The sequence below is a fragment of the Streptomyces sp. NPDC020362 genome (assembly GCF_040642095.1).
Lineage (GTDB): Bacteria > Actinomycetota > Actinomycetes > Streptomycetales > Streptomycetaceae > Streptomyces.
The window spans coordinates 56,637-76,640 of sequence record NZ_JBFAET010000021.1 but is presented as its reverse complement, the minus strand read 5'-3'; the positions used below and the strand labels follow the sequence as shown (position 1 = coordinate 76,640).

The 20,004-nt window shown below is 72.3% G+C and carries 19 protein-coding genes and 1 tRNA gene; 8 read left to right on the top strand and 12 right to left on the bottom strand.

All coding sequences use genetic code 11. The features are described 5' to 3' along the window. The coding region (locus tag AB0H32_RS11885) for an MFS transporter (RefSeq protein ID WP_361118132.1) at nucleotides 1-532 on the bottom strand (532 nt) is incomplete at its 3' end. Nucleotides 533-672: 140 nt separating this feature from the next. Continuing rightward, nucleotides 673-1,377, bottom strand: coding sequence for a hypothetical protein (locus AB0H32_RS11880; RefSeq protein WP_361118121.1), 705 nt, complete (start codon nucleotides 1,375-1,377; stop codon nucleotides 673-675). Nucleotides 1,378-1,424: 47 nt separating this feature from the next. Here AB0H32_RS11880 and AB0H32_RS11875 point away from each other — a divergent pair, with 47 nt between their 5' ends. Continuing rightward, entirely contained in the window at nucleotides 1,425-1,613 is a 189-nt protein-coding gene (locus AB0H32_RS11875; protein ID WP_046732800.1) for a DUF5703 family protein, read from the top strand. A gap of 71 nt (nucleotides 1,614-1,684) precedes the next feature. Here the strand turns inward: AB0H32_RS11875 and AB0H32_RS11870 are convergent, their stop codons facing one another. The 3 genes from AB0H32_RS11870 to AB0H32_RS11860 form a co-directional block, all read right to left on the bottom strand. Continuing rightward, nucleotides 1,685-2,557 carry a chaplin gene (locus AB0H32_RS11870; RefSeq protein ID WP_361118118.1) on the bottom strand — a complete coding sequence of 291 codons (873 nt, stop codon included), beginning with the start codon at nucleotides 2,555-2,557 and terminating at the stop codon, nucleotides 1,685-1,687. Nucleotides 2,558-2,701: 144 nt separating this feature from the next. Further along, the gene (gene chpH / locus AB0H32_RS11865) at nucleotides 2,702-2,935 is read right to left on the bottom strand and encodes a chaplin ChpH (RefSeq protein WP_361118115.1); all 234 of its coding nucleotides are present in this window, start codon (nucleotides 2,933-2,935) and stop codon (nucleotides 2,702-2,704) included. A 145-nt stretch (nucleotides 2,936-3,080) separates the two neighbouring features. Further along, on the bottom strand, nucleotides 3,081-4,406 hold the full coding sequence (locus AB0H32_RS11860; protein WP_361118112.1) for a M20/M25/M40 family metallo-hydrolase: 1,326 nt from the start codon (nucleotides 4,404-4,406) through the stop codon (nucleotides 3,081-3,083). A 196-nt stretch (nucleotides 4,407-4,602) separates the two neighbouring features. Here AB0H32_RS11860 and AB0H32_RS11855 point away from each other — a divergent pair. The 3 genes from AB0H32_RS11855 (at nucleotide 4,603) to AB0H32_RS11845 (ending at nucleotide 10,538) form a co-directional block, all read left to right on the top strand. Then, nucleotides 4,603-4,690: transfer RNA gene (locus AB0H32_RS11855), tRNA-Leu, on the top strand. A 557-nt stretch (nucleotides 4,691-5,247) separates the two neighbouring features. Continuing rightward, the gene (locus AB0H32_RS11850; protein ID WP_361118109.1) at nucleotides 5,248-9,108 is read left to right on the top strand and encodes a Pls/PosA family non-ribosomal peptide synthetase; all 3,861 of its coding nucleotides are present in this window, start codon (nucleotides 5,248-5,250) and stop codon (nucleotides 9,106-9,108) included. Nucleotides 9,109-9,182: 74 nt separating this feature from the next. Continuing rightward, nucleotides 9,183-10,538, top strand: a complete 1,356-nt coding sequence (locus AB0H32_RS11845) for a M1 family metallopeptidase (RefSeq protein WP_361118106.1) — start codon at nucleotides 9,183-9,185, stop codon at nucleotides 10,536-10,538. Nucleotides 10,539-10,568: 30 nt separating this feature from the next. Here AB0H32_RS11845 and AB0H32_RS11840 read toward each other — a convergent pair whose 3' ends face one another. Genes AB0H32_RS11840 through AB0H32_RS11830 form a run of 3 tightly spaced genes read right to left on the bottom strand, consistent with a single transcriptional unit; the run spans nucleotide 10,569 to nucleotide 12,700 of the window. Continuing rightward, entirely contained in the window at nucleotides 10,569-10,700 is a 132-nt protein-coding gene (locus AB0H32_RS11840) for a hypothetical protein (protein WP_361118103.1), read from the bottom strand. Between the two features lie 44 nt (nucleotides 10,701-10,744). Beyond that, nucleotides 10,745-12,142, bottom strand: coding sequence for a gluconate:H+ symporter (locus AB0H32_RS11835; protein WP_361118100.1), 1,398 nt, complete (start codon nucleotides 12,140-12,142; stop codon nucleotides 10,745-10,747). Between the two features lie 39 nt (nucleotides 12,143-12,181). Then, a complete protein-coding gene (locus AB0H32_RS11830; protein ID WP_361118097.1) occupies nucleotides 12,182-12,700 on the bottom strand; it encodes a gluconokinase in 519 nt (172 codons plus the stop codon). A gap of 143 nt (nucleotides 12,701-12,843) precedes the next feature. Here AB0H32_RS11830 and AB0H32_RS11825 point away from each other — a divergent pair, with 143 nt between their 5' ends. Further along, on the top strand, nucleotides 12,844-13,545 hold the full coding sequence (locus AB0H32_RS11825) for a FadR/GntR family transcriptional regulator (protein WP_361118094.1): 702 nt from the start codon (nucleotides 12,844-12,846) through the stop codon (nucleotides 13,543-13,545). 16 nt (nucleotides 13,546-13,561) lie between these two features. Here AB0H32_RS11825 and AB0H32_RS11820 read toward each other — a convergent pair whose 3' ends face one another. Then, nucleotides 13,562-13,933: a YchJ family metal-binding protein gene (locus AB0H32_RS11820; RefSeq protein WP_361118091.1), complete on the bottom strand. Its 372-nt coding sequence runs from the start codon at nucleotides 13,931-13,933 to the stop codon at nucleotides 13,562-13,564. Nucleotides 13,934-14,049: 116 nt separating this feature from the next. Here AB0H32_RS11820 and AB0H32_RS11815 point away from each other — a divergent pair, with 116 nt between their 5' ends. Genes AB0H32_RS11815 through AB0H32_RS11805 form a run of 3 tightly spaced genes read left to right on the top strand, consistent with a single transcriptional unit; the run spans nucleotide 14,050 to nucleotide 16,799 of the window. Then, the gene (locus tag AB0H32_RS11815) at nucleotides 14,050-14,361 is read left to right on the top strand and encodes a dsRBD fold-containing protein (RefSeq protein ID WP_361118088.1); all 312 of its coding nucleotides are present in this window, start codon (nucleotides 14,050-14,052) and stop codon (nucleotides 14,359-14,361) included. Nucleotides 14,362-14,372: 11 nt separating this feature from the next. Next, on the top strand, nucleotides 14,373-15,674 hold the full coding sequence (locus AB0H32_RS11810; protein ID WP_361118129.1) for a phosphoribosyltransferase family protein: 1,302 nt from the start codon (nucleotides 14,373-14,375) through the stop codon (nucleotides 15,672-15,674). 9 nt (nucleotides 15,675-15,683) lie between these two features. Beyond that, a complete protein-coding gene (locus AB0H32_RS11805; RefSeq protein WP_361118085.1) occupies nucleotides 15,684-16,799 on the top strand; it encodes a CapA family protein in 1,116 nt (371 codons plus the stop codon). Between the two features lie 8 nt (nucleotides 16,800-16,807). Here AB0H32_RS11805 and polX read toward each other — a convergent pair whose 3' ends face one another. The 3 genes from polX to AB0H32_RS11790 are packed head-to-tail and all read right to left on the bottom strand — an operon-like array spanning nucleotide 16,808 to nucleotide 19,889. Continuing rightward, nucleotides 16,808-18,535 (bottom strand): DNA polymerase/3'-5' exonuclease PolX, encoded by a 1,728-nt coding sequence (polX, locus tag AB0H32_RS11800; RefSeq protein ID WP_361118082.1) that lies wholly within the window; start codon nucleotides 18,533-18,535, stop codon nucleotides 16,808-16,810. A gap of 9 nt (nucleotides 18,536-18,544) precedes the next feature. Further along, nucleotides 18,545-19,171, bottom strand: a complete 627-nt coding sequence (locus AB0H32_RS11795; RefSeq protein WP_361118079.1) for a cytochrome b/b6 domain-containing protein — start codon at nucleotides 19,169-19,171, stop codon at nucleotides 18,545-18,547. Then, nucleotides 19,155-19,889 carry a molybdopterin-dependent oxidoreductase gene (locus tag AB0H32_RS11790; RefSeq protein ID WP_361118076.1) on the bottom strand — a complete coding sequence of 245 codons (735 nt, stop codon included), beginning with the start codon at nucleotides 19,887-19,889 and terminating at the stop codon, nucleotides 19,155-19,157. Before AB0H32_RS11790 ends, AB0H32_RS11795 begins: the two co-directional genes overlap by 17 nt. Nucleotides 19,890-20,004 lie beyond the last annotated feature (115 nt).

The following is a 20,004-nucleotide window of genomic DNA, read 5'->3' as shown; positions in this document are numbered from 1 at the left end:
GTTCCCGGTCAGCGCGCAGAACTCCACAAGGTCGCGCCAGCCCCGCCCACACGGTGAGCCCGGACTGCCAGTTGCCGCCCAGGGCGTCGGTCAGGGGCACGGTCACGGCGGCGGCGGTGGACGTACCAAGGGCGAGGGCCATCGAGTACAGGCCGGTCATGGAGCCGACCCGGTCGGGGAACCAGCGCTTGACGATGACCGGCATCAGCACATTGCTGACGGCGATGCCCATGAGGGCGAGTGCGCTGGCGGCCAGGAAACCGGCCGTGCTCCCGGTGTACGGCCGTATCAGCAGGCCCCCGGTGATGGCGGCCATGCCGGCGCACACCACGGCACCCGGTCCGAAGCGGCGGGCCAGGCGGGGCGCGGTGACGCCGAAGACGGCGAAGCAGAGCGGGGGCACGGAGGTCAGCAGCCCGGCCACACTGCCGCTCATGCCGAGCCCGTCGCGGACCTCCTCCAGGAGCGCGCCGAGGCTGGTGATGGCGGGGCGGAGGTTCAGCGCGGACAGCACGATGGCAACGACGACCAGACGTGGGGGGGCCCCCCCCGCGGGGGGGGGGGGACGCGGGGCCCCCCCCGCGGGGGGCCCCCCCCCCGCCGCCCGGCCCCCCGCCGGGGGGCGGGGGGGGGGCGGCCCCGCCCCCCCCCCCCCACCACCGCATCGCACCCCTACCGCTCGGCGTCCAGCCGCTCCAGATCCTCCCCGTCGTCCCCGTCCTCCCCGTCGTACTCGAGGTCGTCCTCCTCGTCGAGGTCGTCGGAGACGTCGTCGAACACCGCGCTCACATCGAACCGGCACACCACCCGCTGCGGGTCGACCTGCTCGAAGGGGGCCTCCAGCCACTCACCCGGATCGGTCGGCTCGTCCGCGGCGGTGACCCACAGCGTGGAGTCGCCCTCCTCCAGGCCGAACTCCTTGTGCCGGGAGGCGATCTCGTCCGGTTCGAACTCGCCGAACAGGATGCCCAGCGCCCCGTGGACCGTGGCGGCGGCGTCCTCGCCCGCACCGCCGCCGTCCTCGTACTCGACCGCCTCGACCCGCTGGGCCTGCGCCAGCAGCCGCTGGGGTTCCGCCACGGCGTAGTCGCGGCGGATCAGCACGCTGATCGCGTTGGGTTCCTCCGGACCCGCGTACGGCGGAAGCGAGTCGTCCGCACCGGGAATCTCGAACGGCGTGACCTCGTCGTAGCGGTCGTAGAGCAGCTCGTCGTACGCCTCGGCGGCCGCGGCCAGCTGGTTGAACGCCTCGTAGACGGCCGGGTCGTCCTCCCCCGACCTGCGTTCGACCGCGGCCAGATGACGGTCGAGCGCGGTCTTGATCGCCTCGGCGGCGGCGCGTACCTCGGCAGCGGTGGGCTGCACAGCATCAGACATAGTGCAGACGCTATCCGTACCGGGCACCAGCCCGCACAATAGATGCGATGCCGGAATACGAATTTGTCGACGTGTACGTACCTCGCGGGGTGTCCCGCAAGGAGGCCACACGTCTACTGACGGACCATGCCGAGTACGGACACTGGGAGTTGGACCGACTGAGCCTGATGCGCGACGGCAGCCGCAGGGTGCGGTTGCGCCGACGGATCATCCGCCAGGTGCGGGCCACATGGTGAGGCGGGACGCATGAACGGAGCGGGCCCCGCCACCTCTGCGGGGCCCGCTCCGTTTCGCACGACCCGTCGCGTTACGCCTGGGCCCGGGCCTTGCGGTACAGCACCGCACCCGCGAGCAGCGCGCCGGCGCCTGCCGGCAGCGTCAGGCCCAGCGGAAGGTCACTGCCGGTGTGAGCGAGCTGGCCGCCGGCCGACGACCCGCCGGAGCCGCCTCCCGGCTGCGTGGCATGGGACCCGCCGGGAGGCGTGTGGCCCTGGTTGGCGGGCGGAGTCCCCGGGTGGCCCGGCGTTCCGGGCTTGCCCGGCGTACCCGGGTGCCCGGGCTGACCCGGATGACCCGGCTGGCCGGGGTGTCCGGGCTGGCCAGGGTGACCCGGATGTCCGGGGTGCCCGGGGTGCCCGGGGTGGCCAGGCTGACCGGGGTGACCCGGATGTCCGGGGTGGCCGGGCGGGTTCTCGTGCCCGCCTCCCGGCGGCCGGCCGTGGTGTCCGCCGCCGTTGACGCAGTCGTTGCCCTTGACGGCGTTGCCGACGCCGATCACGTTCACGCTGTTGCCGCAGACGTTGACCGGAACGTCGATCGGCGCCTGGACGGTGTTGCCGGAGCCGACGCCCGGCGAACCGCTCGTGCTGCCGCCCGCGTGCGAGCCGCCGGAGCCACCGTGGCCGCCGCTGCCCCCGTGCCCCCCCGAGCCGCGCCCGTCGTCGTTGGCGCATGCGTTGCCGACCGACGGGTTGAGGACCCCGACGACGTTCACGGTGTTGCCGCAGACGTTCACCGGCACGTGCACCGGCGCCTGCACCGTGTTGCCCGACAGTACGCCGGGCGAACCGACCGCGGAGCCGGCCGCGCCCGAGGCGGCCTGGGCGTAGCCGCTCGCGGCGGCGATCACACCGGTGGCCGCCGCCACCGTCATCAGGCCCTTGCGGGTGCCCTGTCGCATTTCTGGATTTCCCCTGCCTTCGATTTTCTGTGCGTTTCCGCGAAAAGGAGTTCCACGGAAAAAAGACCGGTCGGCCTCGGAGCACATGGCGCGCGCTCCAGGGCCGACGGTTCGAAAAGTACGCCCCCCCTCAGGGAGTCGACGTCACTTGTTGATGCAGGTGTTGCCGAAGGCAGGGTTCAGGAGCCCGATCACGCTGATCGTGTTGCCACAGACGTTCACCGGGACGTGCACGGGCACCTGGACGACGTTGCCGGAGACGACGCCCGGGGAGTGCACAGCGGCACCCTGGGCACCGGAGTCGGCGGCGGCCATGCCCGCGCCGGCGAGAACCAGACCACTGGTGGCAACCGCGGCAGCGACGATCTTCTTGACCATTATTCCTCCTTGTTGACAATGCGATCTCGCGTTGCAGATCGCATTACCTGTAACGAGGAGGAAGTAATGGAGCTACGAGCTTATGGTCTCATTCACTCTTCTCAGTCGATCTCGCACGGGCGCCCGAATACCTGGGCCCAGAACCTCACGACGCGTCGATGAAACGGTCGAGCACCCGTACACCGAACTTCAGCCCGTCCACCGGCACCCGCTCGTCCACACCGTGGAACATGCCGGCGAAGTCCAGCTCCGGCGGCAGCTTGAGCGGCACGAAGCCGAAGCCGCGGATGCCGAGGTCGTCGAAGGACTTGGCGTCGGTCCCGGCGGAGAGCGTGAAGGGGATCGCCTTGGCGGTCGGGTCCTCGGCCAGCAGCGAGGACTGCATGGCCTCGACGAGCGCCCCGTCGAAGGTGGTCTCGATCGCCTTGTCGGCGTGCACGTCCTCGCGGCGGATGTTGGGCCCGAGCAGCCGGTCGAGGTCGGCGAGGAACTCCTCCTCGTGGCCCGGCAGGAACCGTCCGTCGATGTGTGCGGTGGCCTCGCCGGGGATGACGTTGACCTTGTAACCGGCGTTCAGCTGGGTGGGGTTGGCGGTGTTGGACAGGGACGCGCCGATCAGCTTCGCGATCCCGCCGAGCTTGGCCAGGGTGGCCTCCATGTCCTCCGGGTCCAGCTCGGTGCCGAGCGCGTCGCCCAGCTCGTCGAGGAAGGCCCGGGTGGTCTTGGTGACCCGCACCGGGAACTTGTGCCGCCCGACCCGGGCCACGGCCTCCGACAGCTCGGTGATGGCGTTGTCCCGGTGGATCATCGACCCGTGTCCGGCGGTGCCGGCCACGGTCAGCTTCATCCAGTGCATGCCCTTCTGGGCTGTCTCGATCAGGTACAGCCGCCGCTGCTCGTTCACCGTGAACGAGAACCCGCCCACCTCGCTGATCGCCTCGGTGACGCCGTCGAACAGGTCGGGGTGACGGTCGACCAGGTGCCGGGCGCCGTAGGTGCCGCCCGCTTCCTCGTCGGCGAGGAAGGCGACGACGATGTCCCGCGGCGGGCGGCGCCCGCTGCGCAGCCGGTCCCGCACGACCGCGAGGGTCATGGCGTCCATGTCCTTCATGTCGACGGCCCCGCGGCCCCACACGCACCCGTCGGCGACCTCGCCGGAGAACGGGTGGTGGGTCCAGTCGTCGGCGTTGGCCGGTACGACGTCCAGGTGGCCGTGGATCAGCAGCGCGGGCCGGGACGGGTCCTCGCCCTCGATCCGGGCGACGGTGGACGCGCGCCCCGGATAGGACTCGAAGATCTTCGGCTCCAGCCCGACCTCGACGAGCTTCTCGGCGACGTACTCGGCGGCCTTGCGCTCGCCCGGGCCGGAGTGGTCGCCGTAGTTGCTGGTGTCGAACCGGATCAGCTCGCGGCAGAGGTCCACGACCTCGTCCTCGCCGGTGACGCCCTTGGCGGTGTCCCTCTCGCTCACGCTGCTTCCTCCCGCTGTCGCTGCTGGTGGTCCTCCTCATCCTCTCTCCGGTCCGGCCCGGGCCCAAGGCCGGTCCCGGCCCGTCACACGCAGTTCACGCCGACCGGGCCGCGGGGACTGGGTGTGATCGTCACCCCGAAAGCCTGGTAATGTTTCCTTCGTCGCCGCGGGGGAAACCCCGCACGACAGACACCTTGTCCGGGTGGCGGAATGGCAGACGCGCTAGCTTGAGGTGCTAGTGCCCTTTATCGGGCGTGGGGGTTCAAGTCCCCCCTCGGACACCAGCGAAGGCCCCTGAATCCCAGGGGCCTTCTGCATGTCCTCCCCAGGCTGCGCCACCCGGGTGGATCACGGGAAATGACCGACGGGCAAGGCCGGTTGCACCGTTGCGTCCCGCACGCCCTGCCCAACTCCCCCTGACGCAACACCCGCACGCGGGGGCGGTCGGCGGCGGGATGGCCCACCCGCCGGTGACCACAGTCCGCTTCTCCGGCAGCCTGCTGCCACGGATGGACCGGCTCCGGCAGCCCGGTCGCACGGCGGGCAGCGGGCTGCGGGCGGCGGCGACTGTTGACGGCGGCGTGAATTGCCCTGAGTGTCCGTCCCCTCGCAGTGCGTGTGGGGCATCTCTCGTCCGATTCGCAAACCAGCAGGTCAGCACCGTTGGGGCAGTCCACTGCCCGTCACCCCGACAGCCCTCCCGAGTGGCCGGACGAAGGGGCGGCACCTAGCGTCGTACTAAAATATCCGGCTTGTTACCGAGCTGGAGCCGGACAACCCCAGGCAGACCTGCGGGCCCGCCAGCGCCCCGGAGGCTTCCGGGATCGAGACGCGAGGACCGATGGCAGCCATAGACGAGAGCAGCGCTCTCGGCCTGCTCGACGAAGAGTTCCGCACGCAGTTCGGCGACAGGGCACGTTTCTCCGCGGCGCCTGCCGCTTCACCGCGCACGCTGGTCGACGTCTTCGACGCGTCCGTGCGGTCGTACCCGGACGAGCCGGCCCTGGACGACGGCACCCGCCGCCTCACCTACCGTGCGCTGGCCGTGGAAGTGGAGCGGCTGCGGCGGCGGCTCGCCGGTCACGGGGTCGGGCTCGGGGACCGGGTCGGTGTGCGGGTTCCCTCCGGGACCAATGACCTGTACGTCGCGATTCTCGCCGTGCTCTCCGCCGGTGCCGCCTATGTGCCCGTCGACGCCGAGGACCCGGACGAGCGGGCCGAGCTGGTGTTCGGGGAGGCGGATGTGCGGGCCGTCGTCGGGGCCGGGCACACCATCACCGTCCAGGGCACCTCCGGCTCCCCCGCCGCACGGCCCGGCGCCGAGCACGACGCCTGGATCATCTTCACCTCCGGGTCCACCGGGAAGCCCAAGGGCGTCGCCGTCACGCACCGCAGCGCGGCCGCGTTCGTGGACGCGGAGGCGGCCCTCTTCCTGACCGACGAGCCGATCGGGCCCGGCGACCGGGTCATGGCGGGGCTGTCCGTCGCCTTCGACGCCTCCTGCGAGGAGATGTGGCTGGCCTGGCGGTACGGCGCCTGTCTGGTGCCGGTGCCCCGGTCGCAGGTCAGGAGCGGTGCCGATCTCGGGCCCTGGCTGGTCGAGCAGGAGATCACCGTCGTGTCGACCGTGCCGACGCTGGCCGCACTGTGGGAGCCCGAGACCCTCAACGACGTACGGCTGCTGATCTTCGGCGGCGAGGCCTGTCCGCCCGAGCTGGCGCAGCGGCTGGTCACCGAGGGGCGCGAGGTGTGGAACACCTACGGGCCGACCGAGGCCACCGTCGTGGCCTGTGCGTCGCTCCTGACGGGTGAGGAGCCGGTGCGGATCGGGCTGCCGCTGAACGGGTGGGAGCTGGCCGTCGTCGACGAGGCCGGTGAGCCCGTGCCCCTGGGCGGCAGCGGGCAGCTGGTGATCGGCGGGGTCGGTCTCGCGCGGTATCTCGACGCCGGGAAGGACGCGGAGAAGTACGCGCCGCTTCCGTCGCTGGGCTGGGAGCGGGCCTACCGCAGCGGTGACCTGGTCAGGGCCGAGCCCGAAGGGCTGATCTTCCTCGGGCGGGCCGACGAGCAGATCAAGCTCGGCGGGCGGCGGATCGAGCTGGGCGAGGTGGACGCGGCGCTCCAGGCGCTGCCCGGCGTCGCCGGGGCCGCGGCCGCGGTGCGCAGCGCCCGCAGCGGCAATCAGCTGCTCGTCGGTTACGTGGTCACCCAGGAGGGCTGGGACCACACGGCCGCCGTGGAGAAGCTGCGCACCGAGCTGCCCGCTGCCCTCGTGCCGCTGCTCGCGCCCGTCGCCGAGCTTCCGACCCGGACGTCCGGGAAGGTGGACCGCAACGCTCTGCCCTGGCCCCTGGAGGGTGTGGAGGCCCCCAAGGCCGACCTGTACGGCACCGAGGCCTGGCTCGCCGAGCAGTGGGCGGAGGTGCTGGGCATCCCGGTGACCGCCGCCACCGACGACTTCTTCGCGATCGGCGGCAGCAGTCTGGCCGCCGCCCAGCTCACCACCCGGCTGCGCACCCGCTATCCGAGCGCCGCCGTCCTCGACATCTACCAGCAGCCCACCCTGCGCAAGCTGGCCCGGCGGCTGGAGGCCTCGGCGCAGGACGACGGCTCGCGGCGGACGGTCGCCCCGGTCCCGCTGCGCGCCCAGGCCGTCCAGCTGCTGCTGCTCGTCCCGCTGGTCACGCTGCTCGGGCTGCGCTGGACGCTGGTCCTGGCCGCGGTCGGGAACCTGCTGCCCGGGTACGCGTGGCTGCCGACCGCCCCGTGGTGGCTGCTGGCGGCCGGCGCGCTGCTGTTCCTCAGCCCGCCCGGGCGGATCGCGCTCGCCGCGGGCGGAGCGCGGCTGCTGCTGCGGCGCCTGGAACCCGGGCGGTACCCGCGCGGCGGGAGCATGCATCTGCGGCTGTGGACCGCCGAGCGGCTGGCCGAGTTCAGCGGGGCCACCTCGCTGACCGGATCGTGGCTGGAGCGGTACGCCCGGGCGCTGGGCGCCAGGGTGGGGCCCGAGGTGGACCTGCACTCGCTGCCTCCGGTCACCGGCATGCTGCGGCTGGGCCGTGGGGCCGCCGTGGAGTCCGAGGTGGACCTGTGCGGGTACTGGCTGGACGGTGACCGTCTGGAGATCGGGCCGGTGAAGGTCGGCGCGCACGCGGTCGTCGGCACGCGCAGCGTGCTGTTCCCGGGCGCGCGGATCGGCAAGCGGGCCGAGGTGGCGCCGGGTTCCGCGGTGACCGGGCAGGTGCCCACCGGTCAGCGGTGGGCGGGCGCGCCCGCGGTCAAGCTCGGCAAGGCCAAGCGCAACTGGCCGAAGGAGCGGCCGCAGCGGGGCACGTACTGGCGGGTGATGTACGGGGTGGCGGGCATCGCGCTCGGCGTCCTGCCGCTGCTGTCGGGCGTGGCCGCCCTGCTGGTCGCACGGGCCTTCGTGGCACCCGGAGCCTCCCTCGCAAGGGCCCTGGGCGGGGCCGCGCTCGGGCTGGTCCCGGCCACGCTGGCCTACGGACTGGCCTACGCGCTGCTGATCCTGGTCTGCGTACGGCTGTTCAGCCTGGGGCTGCGCGAGGGCACGCATCCGACGCACAGCAGGGTCGGCTGGCAGGCGTGGACCGTGACGCAGCTGATGGACCGGTCCCGTCAGACACTGTTCCCGCTGTACGCCGGGCTGGCCACGCCGGTGTGGCTGCGGCTGCTGGGCATGCGGATCGGGCGGGGCGCCGAGGTGTCGACGGTGCTCGCGCTGCCGAGCCTGACCACCGTCGGTGACGGGGCCTTCCTGGCGGACGACACGCTGACGGCGCCGTACGAGCTGGGTGGCGGCTGGGTGCGGATCGGGCGCGCGGAGATCGGGCGGCGGGCCTTCCTCGGGAACTCCGGGATGACCGCGCCGGGGCGGAGCGTGCCGGACGGCGGCCTCGTCGGTGTGCTGTCGGCGACGCCGAAGAAGGCGAAGAAGGGCACCTCGTATCTGGGGCTGCCGCCGGTGAAGCTGCCGCGCAGTGCCGCCGGCGGGGATCAGAGCCGTACCTACGAGCCGCCGGCCCGGCTGCTGTGGGCGCGCGGTCTGGTGGAGCTGTGCAGGATCGTGCCGGTGCTGTGCTCGGCGGCGCTGGCCGTGCTGACGGTGGCGGCGCTGTGCGCGCTGGGCCCGTGGGCCTGGGCCCTGTCGGGTCCGGTGCTGCTGGGGGCGGGTGCCCTGGCGGCGGTCGTCTCCGTCGTCGCGAAGTGGCTGCTCGTGGGGCGGCACCGGGCCGGGGAACATCCGCTGTGGAGTTCCTTCGTGTGGCGCAACGAGCTGGCGGACACGTTCGTCGAGGTGCTGGCCGTGCCGTGGCTGGCCGGAGGCGCGCCCGGGACGCCGGTGATGACGGCCTGGCTGCGCGGGCTCGGCGCGCGCGTCGGCAGGGGCGTGTGGGTGGAGAGCTACTGGCTGCCGGAGACGGACCTGGTGACCCTGGAGGACGCCGCCACCGTCAACCGCGGCTGCGTCCTGCAGACTCACCTCTTCCACGACCGGATCTTGCGGACGGATACTGTGGTCCTCCGTGAGGGCGCCACCCTGGGTCCTGGCGGGATCGTGCTGCCCGGCAGCACGATCGGGGCCCGTACGACCCTGGGGCCCGCGTCGCTCGTCATGGCCGGGGAGTCCGTCCCGGACGACACCCGCTGGCTCGGCAACCCGATCGAGGCATGGCGTCCGTGAGCGCGGCCCTCTCGGGGTCGGTGAGCGGTGCACCGGAACCGAGTGGTGGCACAGCGCAGGGAGCAGACACAGCAGTGGCAGTTCAGCAGTCGGTCGGTCCGGACCCGTACTTCCCGGACAACGGTGACTCCCGCTACCGGGTGCACCGCTACGAGCTCGCGCTGGACTACCGCCCGGGCCCGAACCGGCTGGCGGGCACCGCCCGGATCAACGCCATCGCCGGCCGGGCGCCGCTCGGCGAGTTCCAGCTCAACCTGGCCGATTTCAAGATCGGCCGGGTGCGGGTGGACGGCCGGCAGCCGCACTACACGCACCGGGGCGGACGGCTGCGCATCCGCCCGGCCAAGCCCGTACGGGCCGGGGCCGCCTTCACCGTCGAGGTCCACTGGTCCGGCAACCCCAGGCCGGTGGTGAGCCCATGGGGCGAGCTGGGCTGGGAGGAGCTGGCGGACGGGGCGCTGGTGGCGAGCCAGCCGATCGGGGCGCCGTCCTGGTACCCGTGCAACGACCGGCCCGCCGACAAGGCGTCCTACCTGCTCTCGGTCACCACGCCGTCCGCCTATGCGGTGGTCTCGGGCGGGCGGCTGCTGACCCGTACGACGAAGGCCTCGACGACCACCTGGGTGTACGAGCAGTCCGCGCCCACCTCCAGCTATCTCGTCGGCCTGGCCATCGGCAAGTTCCAGACGGTGCTGCTGGGCGACCCGGGACCGGGCGGCGTGCCGCAGCACGGGCACATCCCGGCGCAGCTGCTCCCCGAGTTCTCCCGGGACTTCGCGCGGCAGCCCGCGATGATGGAGCTGTTCCAGGAGCTGTTCGGGCCGTACCCGTTCGACGAGTACGCGGTCGCGGTGACCGAGGAGGAACTCGATGTGCCGGTCGAGGCACAGGGGTTGTCGCTGTTCGGCTCCAACCACGTGGACGGCGCCCGGGGTTCGGAACGGCTGGTGGCGCACGAGCTGGCGCACCAGTGGTTCGGCAACTGCGTGTCCATCGCCGACTGGCGGCAGATCTGGCTGAACGAGGGCTTCGCCAAGTACGCGGAGTGGCTGTGGTCCGAGCGCTCGGGCGGCCGCAGCACCCAGCAACTGGCCGCCGCGGCACACCGGTTGCTGTCCACCCTGCCACAGGACCTGCGGCTGGCCGATCCGGGCCGCAGGCTGATGTTCGACGACCGGCTCTACCAGCGCGGCGGCCTGGCCCTGCACGCGGTGCGCTGCGCGCTGGGCGACGACGCGTTCTTCCTCATGCTGCGCAGCTGGGTGCGGCTGCACCGGAACGGGACGGTGACGACGGCGGCGTTCACCGAGCACGTGGCCCGGTTCGCGGACGAGCCGCTGGACGGTCTGTTCGAGGCGTGGCTGTACCGGGGGAAGCTGCCGCCGCTGCCGACGCTCGGCACGCCCTCAGCGGCCCGGCAAAGGCCGTAGCCTCCTCGCGGCCCGGCCCCTCCCCTTCGCTCACTCGGCGAAGTCCAGCAGTACCTTGACGAGTGGCTCCGGCCGGCGGGCCGGCGCGAGGCCGATGCCCCGGCCGGACCCGGTGACCTGGGTGGTGCGGCCGCCGATGCCGACGAGAGGGTGAGCCGTCATCGCCGTATCGCTCCTCGGTGAGCCGTATCGCGCCCGGATGATGGCTAGACGACCAGGGACAGCAGCAGGACCAGGCCGCCGGCGACGACCGAGATGATCGTCTCCATCAACGACCAGGTCTTGACCGTCTGTCCCACGCTCAGCCCGAAGTACTCCTTCACCAGCCAGAAGCCGGCGTCGTTGACGAAGCTGAAGAAGAGCGAGCCGGCGCCGATGGCGAGGACCAGCAGGGCGGTGTGGGCGGTCGACATGTCGGCCGCGAGCGGGGCGACCAGACCGGCGGCCGAGACCGTCGCCACCGTCGCCGAACCGGTCGCCAGCCGGATCACCACCGCGATCAACCAGCCCAGCAGGAGTGCCGGGATCGACCAGTTCCCGGAGATGTCCAGGATCATCTGGCCCACTCCGCAGTCGATCAGCGTCTGCTTGAAGCCGCCGCCCGCGCCGACGATCAGCAGGATGCCGGCGATCGGCATCAGGCCCTTGTCGACGGTCTGCTGGAGCCGCTCCTTGCTGAACCCGGCGGGCCGGCCCAGCGTGAAGAGGCCGGCGAGCACGGCGGCGAGCAGCGCGATCAGCGGGGAGCCGATGACGTCGAAGACCCGCTGGGTGGCGTTCGCGGGGTCGTCGACGACGATGTCCACCAGGGCCTTGGCCAGCATCAGCACCACGGGCAGCAGCACGGTGGCGAGCGTCGCGCCGAAGCCGGGCCGACGCTCCGGTTCCCCGCAGGCGCGCTGCGGGAGCATGCGGTCGGGGGCGGGGACGTCCACCCAGCGGGCCGCGACCTTCGAGAACAGCGGACCGGCGACGATCACCGTGGGTATGGCGACGAGGATGCCGAACGCCAGGGTCACGCCCAGGTTGGCGTGCAGCACGTCGATGGCGACCAGCGGGCCGGGGTGCGGCGGGATCAGGCCGTGCATCACGGACAGGCCGGCCAGTGCCGGGATGCCGATGCGCATGAGGGAGTAGTTGCCGCGCCTGGCGACCATCAGCACGACCGGGATCAGCAGCACGATGCCGACCTCGAAGAAGAGCGGCAGGCCGATCACGGAGGCGATGAGCACCATCGCCCACGGCATCGCGCGGCCCGACGCCCTGGCGAGGATCGTGTCCACGATCTGGTCCGCGCCCCCGGAGTCGGCCAGCAGCCTGCCCAGAATCGCCCCGAGCGCGATCAGGACACCCACGCCGGCCACCGTGCTGCCCAGACCGGTGGTGAAGCTGGTGATCACCTTGTCGAGCGGCGCCCCGGCGACCGCCCCCAGCGCCAGCGAGCCGATGGTCAGCGCCAGGAAGGCGTGCAGTTTGAACTTGGTGATGAGCAGGACGATCACGGCGATGCCCACCAGGACGGCGATGCCCAGTTGGGCGTGTCCGGCGGAGGTGATCGGCGGAGGCGCGTCCGCTGCCAGCATCTCGACGCTGAGTCTGGTCACGGGTGTTCCCTTGCAGGTACGGGGTGAGCGGGTGAGGTGCTACACGGGGGTGTCGGGAAGCGCGTCCAGTGCCCTCACGGCACGGTCGGCGATCTCCTCGCGGCTGCCGCCGACGTCCACGGCGACTCCGGCCTCGTCCGGCTGAAGCGGTTGCAGCGTGGCGAACTGGGAGTCCAGCAGCGCCGTGGGCATGAAATGGCCCCGGCGGTGGGACATCCGGTCCTCGATGAGCCTTCGGTCGCCCGTGAGGTGCACGAAGACGATCCCGGGAGCCACGGACCTGAGCCGGTCGCGGTACGACCGCTTCAGCGCCGAGCTGCTGACCACCCCGCCCAGCCCGGCCCGCCCCTGTGCCCAGTGGCCGATGGCGTCGAGCCACGGCCACCGGTCGGTGTCGTCGAGCGGGATCCCGGCCGACATCTTCGCGATGTTGGCCTCCGGGTGGAAGTCGTCGCCCTCGGCGTAGGGGACGCCCAGCCGGGCGGCGAGCAGCGGACCGATCGTGGTCTTGCCCGTCCCGGCGACGCCCATCACCACGACGACGTGGGGGGTACGCATGAATGCCTCGCTGTCTTCCTCGACATCCGACGCCGACATCCGGCGTCGGCCACACTGAAACCCATTAGGTACGACTAATTCAAGGGTGTGTGACATATAAGTCTGACTTTTTGAGCCTGTGATCCAAGCCGTACGCTGAGTGCATGAGCACACCGGGCCGGGGGCTGCACGGCCGCGTACTGGACACCCTCGGCCCCGCGATCACGGCGGGCGAGTACCCGCCGGGCAGCGTCCTGCGCACGGACGAACTCGCCCAGCACTTCGAGGTGTCACGCTCCGTGATGCGCGAGGCGGTGCGGGTGCTGGAGTCCATGCACCTGGTCGAGTCCCGCCGCCGGGTGGGCGTGACGGTCCTGCCCAAGGCCGCGTGGAACGTCTACGACCCGCAGGTCATCCGCTGGCGCCTGGCGGGCGCCGACCGCCCGCACCAGCTGCGCTCGCTGACCGTGCTGCGCTCGGCGATCGAGCCGGTGGCGGCGGGCCTGGCCGCGAAGCAGGCCACCCCAGAGCAGTGCGCCGAACTCACCGAGTGCGCACTCGGCATGGTGGCCACCTCACGCGGCCACCGGCTGGAGGAGTATCTGGTCCACGACATCGCCTTCCACCGGGTCATCCTCACGGCCTCGGGCAACGAGATGTTCGCCCGCCTCGGCGACGTGGTGGCCGAGGTGCTGGCCGGCCGTACCCATCACGAGGTGATGTTCGAGGACCCCGACCCGGCGGCCGTCACCCTGCACGTCCAGGTCGCCGAGGCGGTCCGGGCCGGCGACGGCGTCCGCGCCGAGGAGCTGACCCGGGAGATCACCGTGGGCGCCCTCCACGAACTGGACATCCTGGCGCCGTAGCCGCACTGCCCGGGGCCTATTCGAGGAAGTCCCCGTCGACGTACACCCACGCCCCGTCCACCCGCTCGAACCGGCTGCGCTCGTGCAGCGAGCCGCCGCGGTAGGAGGCGCGGTAGGTCACCGTGCCGGTGATGTGGAAGGCGGAGCCGTCGGTGGTGTCGAGGACCTCCAGGCCCGTCCACTTCGTCCCCGCGTCCAGGTCCAGCCGCACGGGGCGGGTCCGGGGGTGCCATGTGCGCAGGAGATATCCCGCGTCCCCCTTCACGAACGCGCTGTACCGCGACCGCATGAGCGCCTCGGCGGTCGGGGCCGCGGCACCCTCGTGACAGCGGCCGCAGCAGGCGTCGTAGGACTCGGGACGGCCGCAGGGGCAGGTGCGCGTGGTCATGCCCCACATTCTGCACGGGCCCGGGGAGGCGCCCGCCCGCCGGTGCGGTGCACAGTGGAAGAGGTGACGCGTCGGTGCGTCCTGTGGCCTCGCAGCGCAGTGAGGAGAGACGGACGATGACTGGACCCCTGATCAACCGTCCTCCGTCCGTGAAGGAATGGCGGCTGAACCTGTACCTGTCCGAACACGACCCGGACACCACGGCCCGGATCGTCCTGGACACCGGTGACAACGTCCTGGAGAGCCACGCGGAGGCCCGCCGGAACCCCTACGACCGTGACGTGCCGGACATAGGCGACGAACTCGCCGCCGGACGTGCGCTGATCGCGATGGGCCGGCTGCTGCTGCGCGCGGCCGCGGGCGACATGAGGGCGGTCGGAGCGGACGAGGCGGAGAATCCCGCGCCGCTGTGGCTGTCCCGGGAATGACGGGCCGTGCCGTGCTCTTCATCGACCGGATCGAAGCGGGACGGCGACTGGGCGCCCGCCTGGAGTACCTGCGGGGCCAGGACGTCGTGGTGCTGGGACTGCCCAGGGGCGGGGTGCCGGTGGCCGCGGAGGTGGCCGACGCGCTCGACGCGCCCCTGGACGTCTGCCTGGTACGGAAACTGGGCGTGCCGGCCCAGCCGGAGCTGGGGATGGGCGCGATCGGCGAGGACGGCGTGCGGGTGATCAACCAGGACGTGCTGCGCCACACCGGCGTGGGGCAGGCGGACCTGGGCCGGGTCGAGGCGCACGAGCGCGAGGTGCTCGCCCGGCGCGCCGCCCGCTACCGGGGCGAGCACGCTCCCGTCGGCATCGCGGGCCGGACCGCCGTGGTGGTCGACGACGGCGTGGCCACCGGCTCCACCGCGCGGGCGGCCTGCCGGATCGCCCGGGCCCGGGGCGCGGCACGCATCGTGCTCGCGGTCCCCGTGGCGCCACGGGACTTCGCCCGGCGCGTCGCCGGGGACGCGGACGAGCTGGTCTGCCTCGACACCCCGGCCGACTTCTTCGCGATCGGCCAGTTCTACGGCGACTTCACCCAGGTCGACGACGAGGAGGTGACGGCCTGTCTGCGGGAGGCGGCCAGGCGCCACGAGCGCTTCGGCACCGGCTCCGAGGACCGCGAGGTGGCGGTGGCGGCCGGTGCGGTACGGCTGCGCGGGCGGCTCACCCTGCCCGCGGGCGCGACCGGCGTCGTCGTCTTCGCCCACGGCAGCGGGAGCAGCCGGCACAGCCCGCGCAACCGGTTCGTGGCCGAGGGACTGAACCGGGCCGGCCTCGGCACCCTGCTGTTCGACCTGCTCACCGAGGCCGAGGAGCGCGACCGGCGCAATGTGTTCGACATCGCGCTGCTGGCCGGGCGGCTGGCCGGGGTCACCGGCTGGCTGCGCGAGGAACCCGACGCGGAGGGGCTCGCCGTCGGCTACTTCGGCGCGAGCACCGGCGCGGCCGCCGCCCTGTGGGCCGCCGCCGAACCGTCCGCGCGCCCCGCCGCGGTCGTCTCCCGCGGCGGCCGGCCCGACCTCGCCGGAGCGCGGCTGTCCGAGGTGACGGCGCCCACGCTGCTCGTCGTGGGCGGCGCCGACCCGCAGGTGCTCGCCCTCAACCGGGAGGCACAGGCACGGCTGCACTGCGAGAACCGGCTCGAGGTCGTCCCCGGCGCCACGCACCTGTTCCAGGAGCCCGGCACGCTGGAGCAGGTGACCGAGCTGGCCCGCGACTGGTTCACGGACCACATGGCGCCCGCGCACGTGTAGTCGCGGATCATGCGAGAGGGGCCCGTCACCCTGTTCCTCGCCGGTGACGTCATGCTCGGCCGGGGCGTCGACCAGATCCTGCCGCACCCGGGCGACCCCGTGCTGCGCGAGGACTACGTGCACGACGCCCGCGACTACGTCGCCCTGGCGGAGGCGGTGAACGGACCGGTGCCGCGGCCGGCCGGCCACTCCTGGCCCTGGGGCGAGGCGCTGCCGGTGCTGGAGCGGGCCGCGCCCGACGTGCGGGTGATCAATCTGGAGACCGCCGTCACCCGGGGCGGGGACTTCGCGCCGGGCAAGGGCGTCCACTACCGCATGCACCCGGACAACCTGCCCGCTCTCGCCGTGGCGCGCCCGGACGTCTGCGTCCTGGCCAACAACCACGTGCTCGACTTCGGGCCGCCGGGCCTTTCGGAGACGCTGGAGTGCCTGGCGGTGGCCGGGCTGCGCACGGCGGGGGCGGGCCGGGACGCGGCCGCGGCGTGGCGGCCGGCGGCGGTCCCGCTGCGGGCGGGCGGACGTCTGCTGGTCTTCTCCTTCGGCATGCCCTCCAGCGGTATCCCGCGCAGCTGGGCCGCGACCGCCGAGGGCTGCGGGGTGGCCCTGTTCACCGCGCCGACCGCACAGACCGCGGCCGACTTCGCCGAGCGCCTGCGGCGGACCGGGCGGCCGGACGACATCGTGGTCGCCTCCGTGCACTGGGGCTCGAACTGGGGTTACGGGGTCTCCCGCGCCGAGGTGCACTTCGCCCACGCGCTGGTCGACGCCGGCGTGGACGTCGTCCACGGGCACTCCTCGCACCACCCGCGTCCGGTGGAGGTGTACCGGGACCGGCTCGTCCTGTACGGCTGCGGCGACCTCGTCGACGACTACGAGGGCATTGGCGGCTACGAGCACTACCGGGACGACCTCAGGCTGCTGTACCTGGCCTCGCTGGAGCCCGGCACCGGCCGGCTGGCCGGCCTCGGGATGGTGCCCCTGCAGGCGCGCCGGATGCGTCTGGAGCACGCGTCGGCCCGGGACACCGCGTGGCTGTGCGCCGCTCTCGACCGCTGCAGCCGCGCCCTCGGGACCCGCGTCGAACTCGGGGACGACGGCCTCCTCACAGCACGGCCCCTGCGGTGAGGCGGAGTTCAGGCCCGCCCGCTCCTGGCCAGGAAGCGGCGCAGACGGGTCAGCGGCCAGGCGTTGATCACGTCCTCCTTGGTGAGCCAGCCGCGCTGGGCAGTGCCGACGCCGTAGCGCAGGTGGGCGAGATGGAGGACGGAGTGGGCGTCGGTGTTCACCGCGAACTTCACCCCGTGCCGCCGGGCCCGCACGATGTCCTCGTCGCGCAGGTCCAGGCGGTCGGGCTGGGCGTTGACCTCCAGCGCGGTGCCGGTGCGGGCGCACGCCTCGAACACCGCGTCCCAGTCGGCGTCGACGCCCGGCCGCTTGCCGATCAGCCGGGTGGTGGGATGGCCGATGACGTTCACGTACGGGTTCTCGCAGGCCCGCAGGAGGCGGCGGGTCATCGACCGGCGGTCCTGGTCGAAGTGGGAGTGGAGGGAGGCCACGCACAGATCGAAGCCGGCCAGGAACTCCTCGGGCCAGTCCACCTCTCCGTCGGGGCCGATGTTCAGTTCCGTGCCGTGCAGCAGCCGCATCCGGTGCCGGGTGCCGTCCAGTTCCCGCAGCCGCTCGCGCTGGGCGAGGATCTTCTCGTCGGTCATGCGCTGCATGTACAGGTTGGGCGCGTGGTCGGTGACCGCGTAGTAGGCGTACCCGCGTTCGGCCGCGGCCTCCACCATGGTCTCCAGCGGCGCGAGGCCGTCGGTGAGGTCCGTGTGGGTGTGCAGGTCGCCGCGGATGTCCCGCTCGGTCAGCACCTCGGGCAGCTCGCCGCGCAGCCCGGCCTCGATCTCGCCGCGGTCCTCCCTGAGCGCGGGCGGGATCCAGGGCAGGCCGAGGCGGTCGTAGACCTCCTCCTCCGTACGGGAGGCGAGCGACGTGCCGCTGTCCGCGTCGAACAGGCCGTACTCCGAGAGCTTGAGTCCCTGGTGGACGGCGATGGTGCGGGTGCGGATGTTGTGCCCCTTGGACCCGGTGAAGTACTGCAGTCCGGCGCCCCAGGACGCGGGCGGCAGCACCCGCAGGTCCACCTGGACCCCCTTGCGGGTGCGGATCGACGTCTTCTTCCCGCCGTGGGCGATCACCTCCGCGGTCGTCGGCAGCGCGACGAGGGCGTCCATGAAGGGCGCCGACCGGTTCGCCGCGACGAGAATGTCGATGTCGCCGATGGTCTCCCGCATGCGCCGCAGCGACCCGGCGTAGGTGCAGCGCTTGCAGCCGGTCACCGCGGACAGTTCGGCGACGATCTCCTCGGCCGTGTCGAGGGCCAGGTGGACCGGGATACGGTCGCCCGCCTGCCGCAGCAGCTCGATCCCGTGCAGGATGTTCTCCTGCGTCTTCTCGCCGAACCCCTTCAGATCGGCCAGTGCGTCCGCCGCGATGGCCGCGGCCAGTTCGTCCACCGAGGAGATGTGCAGGTCCTCGTAGAGGCGCAGTGCCTTCTTCGGGCCGAGGGTGGGGATCGTGATCAGCTCGCGGACCCCGGCGGGGATCTTCGCCCGGCGCTCCTCGACCACCGCCATGGTGCCGGTGCGCAGGTACTCGGTCACCTTCTCCGCGATGGACCTGCCCACGTTCGGGATCTCCCTGAGGCCGTCCGCGTCCAGCTGCGAGATGTCGACCGGATGACCGCCGATGGCACGCGCGGCCTTCTCGTAGGCGCGCGCCTTGAAGGCGTCGCCTCCCGTGATCGCGACGAGGTCCGCGTACTCCTGCAGGAGCGCCTCGACCTCTTCATTGGGCCGGGCCACTCCTCAAGTCTAGGGACGCCACAACGGGTGTTCCCGTTTCGCCCACTCCCTGCTCACCGACCCCGTCCGCAGTCCCCGCCTGGCCTCCGGGTCCCCCAGGGCCATGCCGATGTGGCCGGCCAGGACCACGCCGATCGTCAGGGCCAGCCAGTCGTGGACGAAGGTCGCCGAGGTGCGCCACATCAGCGGGGTGAGATGGGTGAACCACATCATCAGGCCGGTGGCGAGCATGACCAGGGTGGCGCCGGCGATCCAGGCGGCGTAGATCTTCTGGCCGGCGTTGAACTTGCCCGCCGGACGCGAGGAGGGGCGCTTGTCCCGGACCAGCGCGGCACGCAGCCAGGTGCGGTCGTGCGGGCCGAAGCGGTTGAGGAAGCGCAGGTCGTGTCGGAAGGCGCGGGAGGCCAGGCCCAGCAGGACGGGGACGGGCAGGGCGAGTCCGGCGCACTCGTGGATGCGGACGACCAGGGCGCGGCGGCCGACGAGTATGGCCAGCTCCGGGATGTAGAGGCAGGCCGCGGTGACCACGCACACGCCCATCAGCAGGGCCGTCGTGCGGTGCACCCACCGTTCGGCGTGGCTGAAGCGGCGGATGCGGGCGCCCGGCGGCGCCGGGGTCTCAGCTCGTAGGCTCATCGGTGCGTCCGTTCGAGCGGCCCACCCAGGCGTCGACGTCGTAGCCGAGGTTCTCCCAGTAGCCGGGCTGGACGTGGTCGGTGACGGTGATGCCGGAGAGCCACTTGGCGGATTTGTAGAAGTACATGGGGGCGACGTAGAGGCGGACGGGGCCGCCGTGGTCGTGGCCGATGTTCTTGTCCTGCATGCGCAGGGCGACCAGGATGTCCGGGCGGCGGGCCTGGTCGAGGGTGAGGCTCTCGGTGTAGGTGCCGTCGAAGCAGGTGAAGCGGAGGGCCTTGGCGGTCGGCCGGACACCGGCCGCGTCCAGCAGGCGGGAGAGCCGTACGCCCTCGAAGGGGGTGCCCGGGACCCGCCAGCCGGTGACGCACTGGACGTCCTTGACCAGCCGGGTCTGCGGCAGGGCGCGCAGGTCGGCGAGGGTGTAGGTGCGCGGGTGGTCGACCAGGCCGTCGATGGTCAGCCGGTAGTCGGCGGGCCCCTTGTCCGGGACGGACGCTGCGACCGAGTAGTAGCGGAAGCCGCCGCCGTTGGGCAGCAGGCCGGTCAGGCCCGTCGGGTCCTTGCCGGAGAGGCTGCCGAGGATGCCTTCCAGTCCGCGTTGCAGCACGGGTGCGGTGGCCACGCCGAAGGCGCCCAGGCCGAGGGTGCCGAGGAAGACACGGCGTCCGATCGGCCTGCCGTGGGCGTCGGGTCCCTCGGATGGTTCAGAGTTCACGCATTCATTCGAGCACTTCGGGCCCCGTGGGGCCAGGGTGTACGGCCGGTGGTCAGACTTCTGTAATCACTTCTCACCCACGGCTCGGTGGGGCGCCGCGGGAACGCCTGGGCTC

Bases quoted from the DNA above. Each gene is read 5' to 3' on its own strand.
- AB0H32_RS11880 (WP_361118121.1), bottom strand. From the start codon at position 1,377: ATGTCTGATGCTGTGCAGCCCACCGCTGCCGAGGTACGCGCCGCCGCC.
- AB0H32_RS11875 (WP_046732800.1), top strand. From the start codon at position 1,425: ATGCCGGAATACGAATTTGTCGACGTGTACGTACCTCGCGGGGTGTCC.
- AB0H32_RS11870 (WP_361118118.1), bottom strand. From the start codon at position 2,557: ATGCGACAGGGCACCCGCAAGGGCCTGATGACGGTGGCGGCGGCCACC.
- chpH (WP_361118115.1), bottom strand. From the start codon at position 2,935: ATGGTCAAGAAGATCGTCGCTGCCGCGGTTGCCACCAGTGGTCTGGTT.
- AB0H32_RS11850 (WP_361118109.1), top strand. From the start codon at position 5,248: ATGGCAGCCATAGACGAGAGCAGCGCTCTCGGCCTGCTCGACGAAGAG.
- AB0H32_RS11840 (WP_361118103.1), bottom strand. From the start codon at position 10,700: ATGACGGCTCACCCTCTCGTCGGCATCGGCGGCCGCACCACCCAGGTC.
- AB0H32_RS11830 (WP_361118097.1), bottom strand. From the start codon at position 12,700: ATGCGTACCCCCCACGTCGTCGTGGTGATGGGCGTCGCCGGGACGGGC.
- AB0H32_RS11825 (WP_361118094.1), top strand. From the start codon at position 12,844: ATGAGCACACCGGGCCGGGGGCTGCACGGCCGCGTACTGGACACCCTC.
- AB0H32_RS11820 (WP_361118091.1), bottom strand. From the start codon at position 13,933: ATGACCACGCGCACCTGCCCCTGCGGCCGTCCCGAGTCCTACGACGCC.
- AB0H32_RS11815 (WP_361118088.1), top strand. From the start codon at position 14,050: ATGACTGGACCCCTGATCAACCGTCCTCCGTCCGTGAAGGAATGGCGG.
- AB0H32_RS11805 (WP_361118085.1), top strand. From the start codon at position 15,684: ATGCGAGAGGGGCCCGTCACCCTGTTCCTCGCCGGTGACGTCATGCTC.
- AB0H32_RS11795 (WP_361118079.1), bottom strand. From the start codon at position 19,171: ATGAGCCTACGAGCTGAGACCCCGGCGCCGCCGGGCGCCCGCATCCGC.